This is a genomic window from Sporotomaculum syntrophicum, assembly GCF_009932395.1.
Lineage (GTDB): Bacteria > Bacillota > Desulfotomaculia > Desulfotomaculales > Desulfallaceae > Sporotomaculum > Sporotomaculum syntrophicum.
The window spans coordinates 23256-39030 of record NZ_LSRS01000008.1; the positions used below are offsets into that span (position 1 = coordinate 23256).

11 protein-coding genes and 2 riboswitches are annotated in these 15775 nt (G+C 49.8%); of the genes, 8 read left to right on the forward strand and 3 right to left on the reverse strand.

Annotated elements, in window-relative coordinates; all coding sequences use genetic code 11:
* Window positions 1-65 precede the first annotated feature (65 nt).
* A complete protein-coding gene (locus SPSYN_RS13820) occupies window positions 66-263 on the forward strand; it encodes a cold-shock protein (RefSeq protein ID WP_480935992.1) in 198 nt (65 codons plus the stop codon).
* A gap of 100 nt (window positions 264-363) precedes the next feature.
* On the opposite strand, the gene SPSYN_RS13825 is transcribed toward SPSYN_RS13820, so the two are convergent.
* Window positions 364-1764, reverse strand: coding sequence for an MFS transporter (locus tag SPSYN_RS13825; RefSeq protein WP_161823085.1), 1401 nt, complete (start codon window positions 1762-1764; stop codon window positions 364-366).
* A gap of 251 nt (window positions 1765-2015) precedes the next feature.
* Here SPSYN_RS13825 and SPSYN_RS13830 point away from each other — a divergent pair, with 251 nt between their 5' ends.
* From SPSYN_RS13830 to SPSYN_RS13845, 4 genes are all read left to right on the forward strand, one after another.
* Window positions 2016-2450, forward strand: a complete 435-nt coding sequence (locus tag SPSYN_RS13830) for a hypothetical protein (RefSeq protein ID WP_161823086.1) — start codon at window positions 2016-2018, stop codon at window positions 2448-2450.
* Between the two features lie 206 nt (window positions 2451-2656).
* On the forward strand, window positions 2657-3331 hold the full coding sequence (gene deoC / locus SPSYN_RS13835; RefSeq protein ID WP_161823087.1) for a deoxyribose-phosphate aldolase: 675 nt from the start codon (window positions 2657-2659) through the stop codon (window positions 3329-3331).
* 54 nt (window positions 3332-3385) lie between these two features.
* The gene (locus SPSYN_RS13840) at window positions 3386-4585 is read left to right on the forward strand and encodes a YbaK/EbsC family protein (protein ID WP_161823088.1); all 1200 of its coding nucleotides are present in this window, start codon (window positions 3386-3388) and stop codon (window positions 4583-4585) included.
* Between the two features lie 124 nt (window positions 4586-4709).
* Window positions 4710-7178, forward strand: coding sequence for a heavy metal translocating P-type ATPase (locus SPSYN_RS13845; protein ID WP_161823089.1), 2469 nt, complete (start codon window positions 4710-4712; stop codon window positions 7176-7178).
* Window positions 7179-7288: 110 nt separating this feature from the next.
* Here the strand turns inward: SPSYN_RS13845 and SPSYN_RS13850 are convergent, their stop codons facing one another.
* The gene (locus SPSYN_RS13850; protein ID WP_161823090.1) at window positions 7289-8653 is read right to left on the reverse strand and encodes a citrate/2-methylcitrate synthase; all 1365 of its coding nucleotides are present in this window, start codon (window positions 8651-8653) and stop codon (window positions 7289-7291) included.
* A gap of 315 nt (window positions 8654-8968) precedes the next feature.
* A complete protein-coding gene (locus tag SPSYN_RS13855) occupies window positions 8969-10723 on the reverse strand; it encodes an adenine deaminase C-terminal domain-containing protein (RefSeq protein WP_161823091.1) in 1755 nt (584 codons plus the stop codon).
* Window positions 10724-10938: 215 nt separating this feature from the next.
* Window positions 10939-11060, forward strand: a riboswitch (molybdenum cofactor riboswitch).
* Window positions 11061-11248: 188 nt separating this feature from the next.
* On the opposite strand from SPSYN_RS13855, the gene SPSYN_RS13860 reads away from it, so the two are divergent.
* From SPSYN_RS13860 to SPSYN_RS13870, 3 genes are all read left to right on the forward strand, one after another.
* Window positions 11249-12136, forward strand: coding sequence for an ABC transporter substrate-binding protein (locus SPSYN_RS13860; protein ID WP_161823092.1), 888 nt, complete (start codon window positions 11249-11251; stop codon window positions 12134-12136).
* A 143-nt stretch (window positions 12137-12279) separates the two neighbouring features.
* Window positions 12280-12396, forward strand: a riboswitch (molybdenum cofactor riboswitch).
* A 104-nt stretch (window positions 12397-12500) separates the two neighbouring features.
* Window positions 12501-12926, forward strand: coding sequence for a hypothetical protein (locus SPSYN_RS13865; RefSeq protein ID WP_161823093.1), 426 nt, complete (start codon window positions 12501-12503; stop codon window positions 12924-12926).
* Window positions 12927-13016: 90 nt separating this feature from the next.
* On the forward strand, window positions 13017-15707 hold the full coding sequence (locus SPSYN_RS13870; protein ID WP_161823094.1) for a DEAD/DEAH box helicase: 2691 nt from the start codon (window positions 13017-13019) through the stop codon (window positions 15705-15707).
* Window positions 15708-15775: the final 68 nt, after the last annotated feature.

Here is a 15775-nt window from a genome sequence, read left to right on the forward strand (position 1 = left end):
TAATGTAATTTATGCCGCAAAACTGGTCATACTATATTTAGATTATGAAACAGGAGGAAAGTATATTGCAAGGAACTGTAAAATGGTTTAATGACAGCAAAGGTTATGGCTTTATTGAAGGTGAAAACGGCAGAGATGTTTTTGTCCATTATTCAGCCATCCAAAGCAACGGTTTTAAATCTTTAAGCGAAGGACAGCGTGTAGAGTTTGAGGTTACAGACGGCCCCCGGGGCCAGCAGGCCTCTAACGTAGAAGTGCTGTAGTCAAAAAAGAACCCAAAAACCCCGTGTGACCTCCAGTCCCACGGGGTTTTTTAATATTTTCAGCCGCGGTTGGTTAAATCCAGCCCGGTCAAGGGGTTTTTTAATGCTTCTGGGGCTGACTGCCGGTATTGACATTGCCTCTGGCCAGCGATGAGAAAATGCCGGCCAGACAGGTGACGCCAAAAACAATAAAAGCAGTTTTAATACTCCGGGTTAGCAAACCAACGTCGGCCTGGTTAAATTCCACGTTGCCGATAAACATGGCGATGATTAAAGTAGCAATGGTCATGCTCACCGCCTGACCGACCAGCCTCATGGTGCCCAGTGTGGAGGAAGCGATCCCGTAATTCCGCTTGTCTACCGAGCCCATCACTGCGTTGCTGTTGGGGGAGGAAAACAGAGCAAAGCCGATACCCAGCAGGGCCAGGTTAAGCAGTACGAACCAAATGGGGGTTTGCTCGGATAAAAAGACAAAAATAAACAAGCCCAAGGTGGAAAGTGCCATCCCCCAGGAGGCAACTATCCGGGGCTGTACCCGGTCGGAAAGCCTGCCGGCATAGGGTGATAACACGGCCATGAGCACCGGTTGGGCCAGCAAAATTAAGCCGGCTTGCTGGGAATTATAGCCCAGCACTATCTGGAGATACAGGGAAAGCAGAAAAGTAACTGCAAAGGTAGCGCTGTAATTAATCAGTGCCGCCAGGTTGGAAAAGGCGAAAGTAACATTACCGCTGAATAATTTTAAATTTAATACTGGGAAAGCGGTTTTCATTTCATGCCGGATGAATACCGCCAGGATGGCCAGACCGGCGGCCAGGAAATACACAGACCAGGGTGAAGTGGTGATACTGGATACGCCGTACATAAAGGCCACCAGACCAACGGAGTAGAGGACTGCTCCGGTGAGATCATAGCTTTCCCCCTGGGCCCCGGCCCATTCGCCTTTTAAGCAGGTAAGGCTCATGATTACCACAGCTAAACTAATGAGTACACATAAATAAAAAATCGACGGCCAGCCCAGGTTATGGTTCATGGCACCGCCCAGCACGGGTCCTAGCGATAGACCGGTATACACCGTGGCCACATTGATGCCCAGTACTTTACCCCTTTCCTGGGGGGGAAACACCGAGGTCAGAATGGCCATCGCGGTGCCGAAGATCATGGCGCTCCCGATACCCTGAAGCACCCGGAAGAGAATCAGCATTTCCACCGAGGGAGCCAGGCCGCACAGCAGAGAAAACAGGGAAAAGGAGGCAACACCGGTAATAAAAACTTTCTTGCGCCCCACAATATCCGCAAACCTGCCGAAAGGCACCAGGAAGGCTGCCGAAGCCAGAATATAGCTGGTCAGCACCCAGCTTAACTGCAGGGCGCTGGCATTATATTGAGCTCCAATCGCGGGTATGGCTAAATTCATGGCGCTGCCCATGAAGGGGGTTAAAAACGAGGCCATGGTAATGGTAATTAAGGTCTGCCGTTTGAATTGCGCATCCCCGTTCAAAATTCAACACCTCCACTTATAGAAGTTTACACTTATAGAAGTTAACCGGGTTAATTAATTGATTTACTACTACTTTATTATTAATGGTGGGCCTTGTAAAGTAATTGTTGTGCAGCCATTAGCATTAACAACCTCAGGTGTTTATGCAAGAATATACATTACCAATTAACTGGTAATTAGCTTGTCTTACCCGTAGCTTTGTTTTACAATGAGTCCTGGACATCTGGTAGTGACAGAAAGGAGCTGATATAATGCGTAAATATTTGGTGCTGTTAGTGGCATTTTTGTTTTCAGTGACGATGGTTTCGACTGCCTTTGCCGGTTCCAGCGGGTTTGTAACCTATGACAAACATGGCAGCAGCGGTTGGGTGAGCGATGGTCAGCATGGCCATTACTGGTCTGGCTTTGACGGGCCGGTGCTGGTTAAAGGTAAGTATGCCGACAGCCGTTATTATAACCGCGACTGTGATTATCGCTATTCCCGCAGCGGCAGCTGGTACAGCTATAAAGACAGCAAGGGCAAGCTGCATTATTACCGGGATCGAGACAATGATGGAGCATGGTACTACTATATAGATGATAACGGCAAAAAACGTTATATATATGTAGATCCCGATCGTGACGGTGAATGGAAACATTATTACGATAAAAATGGTCATGTGCAATACTACTATGATGTCAGATAATTGATTGTATATAAGCTAGTTAACGGGCGAACCATGTGTTCGCTCGTTTTTTTACCTGGAAGACGTTTAAAACCCCTTTTACTTTAACTAATAATGTGCTATTTTAGAAAAAAACCATGTGAAACAAAAGTCACATGGTTTTTATTTTTACGTTAATACATAATATTAGCCGGCTAACGGCTTGCAGGGAAAAGGAGTAATGCATTATGAGGATTACTAAAACTAAATTGGCCGGCCTGATTGACCACACCTTGCTTAAACCCACGGCTACTCGCGAGGAGATTATTGCCCTCTGCGGCGAGGCCAGGGAATATGGTTTTGCTGCTGTATGCATTAACCCTTTTTGGGTGCCCCTGGCTGCCGAACAACTGTCGGGTTCCAATGTGGCGGTGTGCACCGTGATTGGCTTTCCCCTTGGCGCCACCGCCACTGCCGCCAAGGCCTGGGAGGCCGGGCAGGCTGTGCAAAACGGTGCCCTGGAGGTGGATATGGTGCTCAATATCGGCGCCCTGCTGGATGGAGATACCGGCATGGTGGTGAAGGATATCCGGGCGGTGGTGGAGGCCGCCCGGGCGCATAACCCTGCAGCTATCATCAAGGTAATTATTGAAACCTGTTATCTTAACCGGGAGCAGAAAATATTGGCCTGCCGGCTGGCTGCCCGGGCCGGGGCCGGGTTTGTCAAAACCAGCACAGGCTTTGGGCCGGAAGGCGCTACAGTAGAAGATGTGATGTTGATGCGCGCCACGGTGGGGCCGGCCATGGGCGTTAAGGCTTCCGGGGGTATTAAAACAGCCGGACAGGCCCTGGCTATGCTTGAAGCAGGAGCCAGCCGGATCGGGGCCAGCGCCGGGGTGCAGATCCTAAAGGAAATGGACTAAGGCAGGAATCCGCCGGCTTTGGCGCGAAATGCTGGTAGAAAAATGTGACGAAGGATGTGGATTAAATTGCTGCAGGCGGCACTGTTTGACTTGGATGGTACTATCTTGGAGGTGCGTGCCGAACATTTTATGCAGGAATATTTTCAGGCGCTCGCCCGTGCCGTGGCTCCGGTAATGGACGTGGACCGGTTTACTAAGGCGTTGATGGACAGCGTCGTTGTAATGTTGATGAATCGCGATCCGTCGTTGACCAACGCTGATGTGTTTTGGCACGAATTCAGCTCACGGATGGGTAACAGCCGCGAGGCACTGGAGCCGCTGTTAATTAAATTTTATGCAAATGAATACCAGGATCTGGCCAAGATAATCTGCCCCTCGCCGCAGGGCCGGCGGGTGGTACAGTCCGCCCTGGACCGTGGCTTGCGCATTGTTCTGGCCACTAACCCGCTGTTTCCCCGTTCAGCTATTTATGACCGCATGAGCTGGGCCGGGCTGGCTGATCTGCCCTGGGAACTGCTAACTACTTATGAAGACATGCACTTTTGCAAACCCTGTCCCGAATATTTTCAGGAGGTTGCCGGGCGGCTTGAGCTGCCGCTCGAAGCTTGCCTGATGGTGGGTAATGATGTGACCAGGGATATGGCGGCAGCCGATGTTGGTATGCGTACTTACCTGGTGACGGATTACCTAATTAACCCCCAAAATATGGATTTCCGGGAAATCGTGCACTGGCACGGCACATTAGATCAGCTGTGCCGCTGGTTTTCCGGCGCCAACCTGGAGCAAGCCTTATCTGATAGCCTGGCCCTGGACCGGGTACGCCGGTATGTTAAGTCATTTGATGACAGCCTGGCGCCGCTGGTTTTTAGTGAGGCCACCAGTACAGTGGAAGAGGTGGCCCGGGCGCTGGGCGTGGAGCCCGGTATGATTGCCAAGACCCTGCTTTTCCGGTCCGGCGACCGGAACGGGCTGTTTGTCGTAGCAGGAGATCGGCGGGTAAGCACAAAAAAAGTAAAGCAACTGCTGGGCAGCAAGCCGAGAATGGCTACCTCTGAGGAAGTTGAAGAAATTACAGGTTACCGGGTGGGAGGGGTATGCCCCTTTGCCCTGGCCACTGATGTGCCGGTTTATCTGGACAGCTCCATGCAGCGGTTCGAAGTGATTTACCCGGCCGCCGGTAGTGCTCATTCCGCTCTGCCCATAACTTTTGCCAAACTGCAAGCTATCACCCGGGGCACGGTGGTTGAGGTTTAATTCATGGGTACCGGAGGAATTTATTTCGTAATTACCGGTACCCTAAGGGTAGTTCCGTTGTAACATAAGTATTAGAGAAATATTCTGCCGATATTGTTATTTGGTGAAAGGGGGGCAGGCTTAGATGAGTGATAAAAAGATAACCATGAAAGTCAGCGGCATGGAATGCGCGGCCTGTGCGGCCAGGATCGAGCGCCAGCTCAAAAAAACAGCCGGGGTGGCCGAGGCGGCAGTTAATCTGGCCGCCGAAAAGGCAACGGTGCTTTACGATTCGGAACAGGTAAACGCCGACCAGTTAATCCATACCATCACAGACCTGGGTTACCGGGTGCCCACCGAGCGGGTGGACTTGCAGATCAGCGGCATGTCCTGCGCGGCCTGCTCTGCCCGGGTGGAAAGGGCGCTTAGCGGTCTGGACGGGGTGCTCAAGGCTAATGTGAACCTGGCCATGGAAAGGGGTACCGTGGAATATAACCCGGCCCAGCTTAGCCTGGCGGAGATTAAAAGGACCGTGGCTGATGCGGGGTACCGGGCAGAGGAAGTAGTCGGCGGTTTAGGCGGGGACCGGGAAAAGCTGGAGCGGCAACGGGAAACCCGGCGCCAGATGATCCTGCTGGTAATGTCCGCGGTGTTATCGTTGCCCATGCTCACCATGATGTTCGGGGAATGGTTTAATATCGCCCTGCCCCATATCTTGCATGACAAAGTGTTTCAATTTGCCCTGGCCACTCCGGTGCAGTTTATTGCGGGTTACCAGTTTTACCTGGGGGCTTACAAAGCTTTAAGGCACGGCAGTGCCAACATGGATGTGCTGGTGGCCATGGGAACCTCCGCTGCTTATTTTTACAGCGTGGGCACCACTTTCTTTTTCCCGGGCGATGTGTATTATGAAACCAGCGCTATTATTATCACTTTGATCTTGCTGGGCCGGCTGCTGGAGTCGGCGGCTAAAGGACGTACCTCGGAAGCCATTAAAAAGCTGATGGGTCTGGCAGCCCGGACAGCCCGGGTGGTGCGGGACGGGCAGGAAATCGATATCCCGGTGGAGGATGTGCAGGTGGGCGATGTGGTGCTGGTGCGTCCCGGGGAAAAGCTGCCGGTGGACGGAGTTATCCTGGAAGGCATATCGTCTGTCGATGAGTCTATGCTGACCGGTGAGAGTATCCCGGTGGACAAGCATGCCGGGGACGAGGTGATCGGCGGCACCATCAATAAGCACGGCCTGTTAAAGTTTACCGCTACAAGAGTAGGCTCGGACACCGCCCTGGCCCAGATCATTAAAATTGTGGAGGAGGCCCAGGGTTCCAAAGCCCCCATCCAGCGGATGGCCGACATTATTTCAGCTTATTTTGTGCCTGTAGTGGTGGGCATTGCTACAGCCACCTTTTTAATTTGGTATTTTATTATAGATCCCGGCAACCTGGCCCGGGCTTTGGTTAGCTTTACCGCGGTACTGGTGATTGCCTGTCCCTGTGCTTTGGGGTTGGCCACCCCCACCTCTATTATGGTGGGTACCGGGCGGGGCGCTGAACACGGCATTTTAATCAAGGGCGGTGAGTACCTGGAAAAAGCCCACGCTATCAATACGGTAGTGCTGGATAAAACCGGCACTATAACCCGGGGCGAACCCTCCCTCACCGATGTGATGGCGGTTCCGGGCGTGGTTGACCAGCATGAACTGCTGCAGCTGGTGGCCTCGGCGGAGCGGGCCTCCGAACACCCCCTGGGTGCAGCGGTGGTTCAGGGCGCAAAGGAGCGGGACCTGGCGCTCATGGAAGCAACGAGTTTTACAGCTATCCCCGGCTACGGCATTAGCGCCGGGGTGAACGGGCGGGCGCTGCTCATCGGCACCCGCAGACTGATGGCCGAGCATAACATAGCTACCGGTGCTCTGGATAAAACAGTGGACGAGCTGGAAATGAGCGGCAAAACAGCTATGCTGGTGGCCGTGGATGGACAGGCTGCCGGGGTGGTGGCGGTAGCCGATACCGTCAAAGAAGGTTCTGCCGAGGCTATCCAAGTGTTACAGGCGATGGGCGTAGATACTATGATGATCACCGGTGATAACCGCCGCACTGCCGAAGCCATTGCCCGCCAGGTAGGCATTGCCCCGGACCATGTACTGGCCGAGGTATTGCCCGGCGACAAGGCCAGGGAGGTCAGTAAACTTATCGAGCAGGGACGGGTAGTGGGTATGGTTGGTGATGGGATCAATGACGCTCCGGCTCTGGCCACCGCCGATGTGGGCTTTGCCATCGGTACCGGTACCGACGTGGCCATGGAGGCGGCGGACATCACCTTGATGCGGGGTGACCTGCGGGGCGTGGCCGCCAGTATCAGCCTGAGCCGAGGCACGATGCGCAACATCAAACAAAACCTGTTCTGGGCGCTGGTCTACAATTCGCTGGGCATCCCGGTAGCTGCCGCCGGTTTTCTCTCGCCGGTGCTGGCCGGGGCTGCCATGGCCTTTAGCTCCGTGTCGGTGGTTACCAATGCGCTGCGTTTAAAGCGTTTCGACCCCTACCTGGTATTCCGTGCCGGTGAAAAAAGCCGTCGGAGCTTGCTTCCGGAACCTGCCCGGCGATATAAGTAAGGTATGTTCAATGCCCGGTATAGCCCTGTTCACCTGTAATTGGTTCAGGGCTTGCCGGAATAGTTGTCCAGTTTGTGCACAGTTTGGGCATCAGCCATGCAAATATATAATTACCGTTCTTCAATATCCACATATTCATTAAGGGTAACAATGCTCTTATAGGCCGGTCTGATTATTTTATCGGCATTGATTAGCTCCTCCAAACGGTGTGCACTCCATCCTACGATCCTGGCCGTGGCAAACATAGGTGTGTATAGCTGCATAGGTATACCTAGCATGTTATAGACAAAACCGCTGTAATAATCGATATTAACACAAACTCCCTTATAAATGCGTCGTTTAGCACCGATTACTTCGGGTGCTAGTCGCTCAATCAGTGAATAAAGAGCAAAGTCGGCTTGCCTGCCTTTAGCCTCAGCCAGCTTTTTAACAAATCCTTTAAATATTAATGCCCTGGGATCAGAAAGGGTATATACAGCATGTCCCATGCCATAAATCAAGCCTCTCCGGTCAAAAGCCTGCTTATCCAAGATTTTCGTCAAATAGTGTCTTACTTCTTCTTCATCCGTGGGGTCGGTAACATTATCTTTGATATTCTGCATCATATCAGGTACCTTATTGCTGGCTCCTCCATGTTTGGGCCCTTTTAGAGATAATATGGCCGCAGCTATGGCAGAATAAGTATCGGAACCTGCGGAGGTTATAACTCTGGTGGTAAATGTTGAGTTATTGCCGCCGCCATGTTCCATATGGAGCACTAAAGCAGCGTCCAGTATCTTCGCCTCAAGCTCCGTATATTCCGTATCGGGCCTTAACATGTGCAGTATATTTTCAGCCACGGACAGATTTTTATTAGGTCTATGGATATATAAACTATTATCCAGGTCATAATGGTTATGGGCATGATAAGCATAAACGGCCAGCCTAGGGAAAGTGCTGATCAGGTTAAGGCATTGTCTCAATACATTATCTGATCCCAGATCATCTATTTTATCATCATAGGATGCCAGGGTAAGGACACTTTTGGTCATGGAATTCATAATATCTTTACTGGGAGCTTTCATGATGACATCTCTGACAAAATTTTTGGGCAGGTCCCAACTGGCGGCCAGGATTTCCTTGAATTCTGCCAGTTGCTCTTTAGTGGGCAGTGCACTAAAAAGCAGCAAATAGGTTATCTCTTCACAGCCAAATCGGTTGTTACTGGTGAATCCGTTAACTAAATCGTTGATATCGTAGCCACGGTAATACAGTTTACCCTCACAGGGTATTCTTTGGTCACCTTGCTCTTCAAATCCTTTGATCTGAGAAACCTTGGTAATACCTGCCAGAACGCCTTTGCCGTTAATATCTCTTAGGCCTCGCTTTACCCCATACAGGTCAAACAGGTTTTTGTCGATTAAACCGTTTGCTTCGCAAAGCTTGCTGTACTTTTCAGTATAATTTTCAATCATTTCTTTATCTGTATCTTGCATATATACCCTCCAATTTGTAGTAGTAATTTTGTAGTAGTAATAATGATATAACAGGAAACCTATTAGCCCAGTATCTATTGAGATGCCTGAAAAGTTTGTGTACTGGAGCTCTATTGTTTTTTGGGGTCACCCTTTGGGCTTTTCGGCGATGGCAAATAATCTTTTCAAAAATGGTATTACCAACCCATTTTAAGGTTATCAAAGCAATAAGTCCAGGTCAATGTTATTTATTGACATGGAATTTTTAGGTTGCAAAGCCAACGACAGTTAATTTCAAAACCTTCAATTTACTACGCCACACCGGTACCGGTAAGACTAAGAGCCAATTTTTCTGGTAGGAATGAGCACTCTTTTATCCTTCACAGAGAAAATTCCCCGGGGCGATAAACGAATGGCCGGTAAATGGGTGGCTGAGAAAAAGTGAATCATATATAACAGGTCGTAATGGATATGGCCTTTTTTGGCCAGCAGCTCATAAAGCTCTTCGGATTTGGGGATTAATTCGTCCAGAGACCGGTCGCTCATCATGCCGCCCAGGGGCAGAGGCAGCTCATAGATGACTTGACCTGCCTCCGCCACTACCACGCCGCCGCCCAGCTCATACATCCGCCTGGTAGCGCGCAGTATCTCCTTCGGGTTTCTCCCCATGGCTAAAAAGTCACCCGAATAAGTATTGGAACAGGCCATGCCTTCCAGATCTTCAGCAAATCCGCCCACGATGCCGTTACATACCCATTCCCCCAGATGATCCACCAGTGTGCAGTATATTAAGCCGGGCTCACCGGAGATATCGATCTTGCCTTCTCGCGACGGTAGTTTAACCTCCCGAATTTTTGTAATGGCCGGACTGATAAAGTGCATGATGGGAAATAAACCATCATACGCCGGGGGGATAATGTCGCTTTCTTGAAGCCGGCAATTGATTATGGGTTTGATGTTATAAGCGTGCCAGTCAGGTTGTATAAATTCCACCAGCGGACTGCCGTTTTCCGCTGTCAAAACACCTTCGGTGATAACTTTCAAAGGTGTCGGGTTGGAGGGCTCTTCCAGGAAAAGTATATCCGCCAGCCTGCCCGGGGCGATGCCGCCCAGTTCACCGTCTAACCCGTAGTAAGTCGCCGGGTTAAGGGTGGCCATGCGGTAAGCCTCCATCGGGGCCAAGCCGCACTCCATGGCAATGCGGAGGATATAATCGATGAAACCGTGACGCATGATAGGCGGGGTAGTGCCGTCGGTGGTAATCATAGTGCGGTGCAAGTCCACCCTGGCCTCAATTAAATAGGGTAGTATTTGGCGCATGTCCGGCCGCAGTGAACTGTGGCGCAGCGTGGCATACATACCCAGGCGCAGGCGCCGCAGAGCTTCCTCGCCCTTGATGCTTTCGTGACAATCGGTAATTCCGCCGGCAGCAAGAACGTTTAAGGTTTGTGCAGAGGCACCGGGTAAATGGCCTTCCACCCGTTTGCCCAAACGGCCGGCGGTGAGTATATTCTCCAGCATCTGGTCCCGGCCGGCCACCAGTGACGGCCAGTCGGTGAGTTCGCCGGCCTGCTGGGCTACCGCCTGATCCAGCAAAAATTCAATTTTGGCCGGAGAAAATTCTTCTAAACGCTCATCGGAAAAGGTCTGGGGATCCAGGCGCACCCACCAGAGTATTTTTACCGGCAGTTCGGCTAACTCCCGCCATAGCTCGGTCAGCTTGCTTGCGTCCATGTGATTGAAAAAAAACAGGTTGTCACAGATGATGGTGGTGGTGCCCGTAGTCATGATTTTTTCCGCCAGAGTTACCGGGTTATAGGTTTGGAAAGGGTGGACATGGGGGTCAATATACCCGGGGCAGAGGTAGAAGCCGGTTGCATCAATGACCTCGGTGGATTCGCCTACCATGTGCTCGGCCTCGCCGACATAAGCGATGTGCCGGCCTATAACCGCGACGTTGGCTTTAATCAGCTCGCCGGTATAAACATTGATCACGGTGCCGTTTTTAATGTAAAGATCGGCCATAAGATCACCCTTGGCGGTGCTGATTAAGTTATATAAATACTGCTTGTTAATAGGTCGTATTTTCATTAATGCCTCCGCAATTGTTGTAAATTATTTTATTTATTATAACATCCTAAGTGATATTACAAAATATTAATAATATTTCACTACAGGAGTCGGAGTCTACAACTATGGTCAGGCAAGTAACCACAAAGATAGTAAATTCTAACGGAGTTTTTTAAATTGCACTGTTCTTTCATATTGCATATCTATTCCTCTTCCGGTAATATTAATATATATGAAAAATAATAGAACTTCGAGTCGAACATGCCTCAGACATTATTGTTATGGCTGTACGACCTTTAGGGTTTGCCGGGAAACCGGCTTGCCTCCCATTGCGGAAAGAAGAGAAACTTTTTGGGCTTAATCGTCCTGTAGTGCTCTTATGGAGGCAATACAGGACTTTATTTTTTCCAGTGTGGGCTGTTATGGTAAGAGGGATGATACTACTTATTAGCTAAATACAAGGAAGAAAGGATGTGACTATTAAACAGAAATCTTGGTTGAAGGAAATAATTAAAAGTTCATTTAATGAAGTGGAGGAATATGTTAATGAAAAAGAAAAGCTCACTAATTGCCATTCTTTTGATGCTTGCTTTGGTTTTAACACTGGTCGGCTGCGGCCAGGATACCGCTCAGGATGAACCACAGCAAAATCAACAAGAACAACAAGCAAATGAACCCGAAAACAAACAACTTATCCTGGCCACCACCACCAGTACCCAGGATAGCGGACTGCTGGATGAACTGCTGCCCGTCTTTCAGGAAGAAACCGGCTACATAGTTAAAACAGTAGCTGTTGGTACCGGGCAGGCCCTGGAAATGGGTAAAATGGGCAACGCCGACGTGCTGTTAGTGCATGCTCCGGCTTCTGAAAAGCCGCTGGTGGAAGACAAGACAGTGATCAATTACGAGCTGGTAATGCATAATGACTTTATTTTGCTGGGACCGGCCTCTGATCCCGCCAAGGTAAAAGAAACCACCGGCATAGTTGATGCTCTCAAAAAAATAGCCGAGAGTGGCGCGATTTTTGTCTCCCGCGGTGATGATTCAGGAACAGACAAAACTGAGAAAAAGCTATGGAAAGAAACCGGCATTGATCCCAAGGGGCAAAGCTGGTATCAGGAAACCGGACAGGGTATGGGGGCCAGCATTACTGTAGCCAACGAAAAACAGGCCTACATATTAAGCGACCGCGGCACCTACCTGGCCCATTCTGAAAAAATCAACCTGGAAATTGTCTCTGAGGGCGATGAAGCGCTGATGAACATCTATCACGTGATGCAGGTCAATCCGGAAAAATTTGATCGGATTAATGCTGAAGGCGGCGAGGCGTTCGTCAAGTTTATGATCGACAGAGAGACCCAGCAAACAATCGAAGAATTTGGTAAAGACAAGTACGGGCAATCGCTGTTCTTCCCTGACAGGCTGAAAGGTTAAAATTGCAACTGGCGGTTGATGTAGCCCCGGCTGTTAAGGCTGAACACTGGAAATAGTGAAGGTGTCTTTGCTTCAGGTTATGGAAAGCTAGTTTCTCCCGCAGAACTAGCTTTCATAGCATTTTCCTTAATTAAAGATGTACATTAATCAAATCTCTGAGCCTGGTGACCTTAGCCAAGGGGTATGGTTGCCCGGCCTTTTGGGTGCATAGGGAAACTAGTGTGCCTCCCATTGTGGAAAGGAGAATTGAGCTTTATTTGTGCTGTAAAGCTTTGTCCTTTGCACAGGGACAAAGCTTTTTGTATTTATACCGGGACGAGCAGCAAAAGATTATCGCGAACTAATATTTATTGGGGGTGGCAAGGTGGAGGAGAAGTTTAAGTTTGGTGATTTTCTTGTTTCTTTTAGGCGCAGCGAGGCAGCCGGAGTGCATAATGAAAAAGAAGTGGAGCTAATTGAGATTTGCAACCGGTTAGGGAGACCGGGCTTTAAAGTTTTCGACCCTTTCGTGGCTTATTCCCGGTTGGCTGAACGCAATTTGTTAGAAAAAGTGAAAATTAAAAACTTGGACGGTTCCTGGACCATATTTTTCTTCTATCCCATTGACAAAAAGCAAAGCGAGATCAGAAGACAAATCATTAATTGGATCCTGTACGAGGTCAGCAAAGATAACCGGTTATTTTTAAACCGAATGGCTGTGGTAATTAGCAACGATGGTCGTCTAAAACTGGCTTGCATTAAGAGAAGCCATAAAAATTCCCTCAAAAGAAAAAGAAATTGTCTGAATTAAGGTAATACCGGGCAATGTATGTTTTATGATAAAATAAGAAAATCACAAGTATCGCTTACCTTCCATTTGTAAATTTGATGAGGGGATACCATGTATAAGCTGCTGGACCAGCGGGGGATAAAATCGGTACATGTAATACCGCCAAAGAAGGCGCAGTACGCGCCTTTCCCGCCTGGGATAGCCGGGGCAGTGGTGAACTCACTGGCCGGGCAGGGTATCGGGCAGCTGTATGCACACCAGGCCGAGGCTATTGCCAAGGTGCTGGCAGGTCGCCATGTGATCATCACCACCGGCACCTCCAGCGGTAAGTCACTGGTGTACACAATCCCCATATGCAGTGCATTAATCAACCAGCCGCAGTCCAGAGCCCTCTATATTACCCCCACCAAAGCGCTGGGTCAGAACCAGCTGAAAGCAATGCAGGAACTGGCCGCAGCCATCGATTGGCCCCGTGAAAGGCCGGTTATAGCTACCTGTGATGGTGATACCCCTTCCAACCAGCGCCGGATGATTATTCAGGGTGCCCGTGTGCTGCTCACAACGCCGGATTTTATGCACGCCTGCCTGCTGCCCCGGCATTTTGACTGGCCTGAATTTTGGACCGGCCTTAAGTACATAGTGATTGACGAAGCCCATGTTTTAAAGGGTGTGCTGGGCTGTCACTGCCTGCAGGTTATTCGCCGTCTCAGGCGGATTTGTAATTTTTACGGGTCCAGGCCTGTTTTTATCCTCTGCACGGCTACCATTGCCAATCCCGGTGAATTTGCCGCCGGTCTGGTAGGCCTGGATTTTGCGGTGGTGACTGCGGAAACCTCCGAGGCGGGTGAAAAAACAGTGGTTTTTTACGAGCCGCCCACCTATCAAACCAATGATGGACAAACCAAACGCCGGCTAACCCACTTCGAAGCTGCCCGGGCTGTTGGACGCTACGTTGAAGCCGGGAGGCGTACCATTATGTTCGGCCGCTCCCGGCGGATCGTGGAATCGGCTTACCGGGTTATTCGGCAAGATTTCCCTGGTGTGGCCGGAGCGATCACCCCCTACAAGGGTACTTATGTGCCGCAAATGCGCCGGGAGATTGAACACAGGCTGTTTACCGGCAGTTTGAAGGGCGTTATTACCACCAACGCTTTGGAGTTGGGCATCAATGTGGGGGAACTGGACACCTGTATACTGGCGGGCTTTGCGGGCAGCATTTCTTCTACCTGGCAGCAGGCAGGGCGGGTGGGACGAAAAGGGCAGCAGTCCTTGATTGTCCTTATGGCTAATGAAGACCCGCTGGACCTGTACATGGTTCGCCACCCCCAGTATTTTTTCGGACAGCCCTTCGAAAAGGCGGTGGTCAGCGAAAAGATGCAGTTTTTGGTTGATCACCTGCCCTTGGCCGCAAAAGAGCTACCCCTCAGCAAAGAAGATACCGCTTACTGGGACCGTGACACTTATTACACAGCAGTTAAATTGTTGTTAAAACACGGGTGTCTCAGACCGTTGACCGACCGGCCAAGGACTTACGGCGCAAATGGACAGCCGGAGTTTTTTAGCTTGCGGGGAGAAAGTGATACTTATCATACCATTAGTCCCCGGGGGTATCTGCTGGAAGAGTATAATTACGACGACGTGATCAGGGATGCTTATCCGGGAGCCATACTCCCTGTCTTTAACCGGGTGTATATGGTTGAGAACATTAATTACAATACCAAGTCGATTCAACTGCGGGATTTACCGGATGATTATAAGAATTTTATTACCCGGCCCAATATTGATTCCCAAATTAGCGTGGAAAAGGTTGAGCGTACCTTTCGCGCAGGTAATGTGGTAGTGTATAGCGGGATGCTCAACATCCATAAAAGCCTGGTCAGCTATAACCTCATCCATGTGGGAGATACACATAAAGAAAACCAAAAGCCCGTTGAGCTTAAGCAAAAGCTAAAACCCATTAACTTTCCCACGGTGGGGCTCTGGCTCGAACTTGATTTACAAAACCTTGAGCAGGAAGTTAAGTACGGTGCAGCTCATGCTTTAAAGCACCTGCTGCACATCATTATTCCTTTACAAGTGATGTGTGAGCGCAACGACTTGGGGGCAAGCCTGCAGGTGCACGGAGACCGGGCGCAAATATATATTTATGATAACTACGCGGGTGGTGTGGGCCTGGCCGAATCGGTAGTTGAAGATGTTAAAACAGTGCTGGAACGGTGTTATGAACTGGTAACGGGCTGTAAGTGCCTTAATGGGTGCCCCTCCTGCATTATTATCCCACAGTGCTTACAGGCTAATGAAAAACTGGATAAAGATGGTGCAATTGAGCTGCTGGCCGGGTTGCTGGGCAAGGATATCAACCGGAAAAAAAGTGGCCTGAGTATCTTCAAAGACAGGTTATTCAGAAAATCATCCAGCCGGGCGGATATAAGAATGGAAGCCCGGGCACTGGAAACCGAACTCAAAGAGTATGAAAAGGTGTTTGCTTTTGTTGGTGCCAACTGGCCTGCTGTGGCTGACTTGATCCAGCATGAATACCCGGCGCGGTTAATTAAGTACGAAATCACCATTTTAGCCGTGCATTATTTAATGCATGCCCAAACTGGCCGGCCGGTACCGGAGCGCTTATTAAAACAGGCTATAAACCGTTTCTGCGGGTGGTCCGATATGTACCGGCTGTCCTTGCAGGGTCTAAAAGAAAAGAGTTATTTAATATGCTCAGCGGAGCGGTTAACATTATTCCCGGGTGTGCAAAATAAACTTGATGAGGCTATGTCAAAGCTGCAATTGGGGAAGAAATAAGGTTAATGGTGATATTGAGATATAGTTGACTTGGAGAAGTTAGGTAGATATAATTAAACACAAATTTA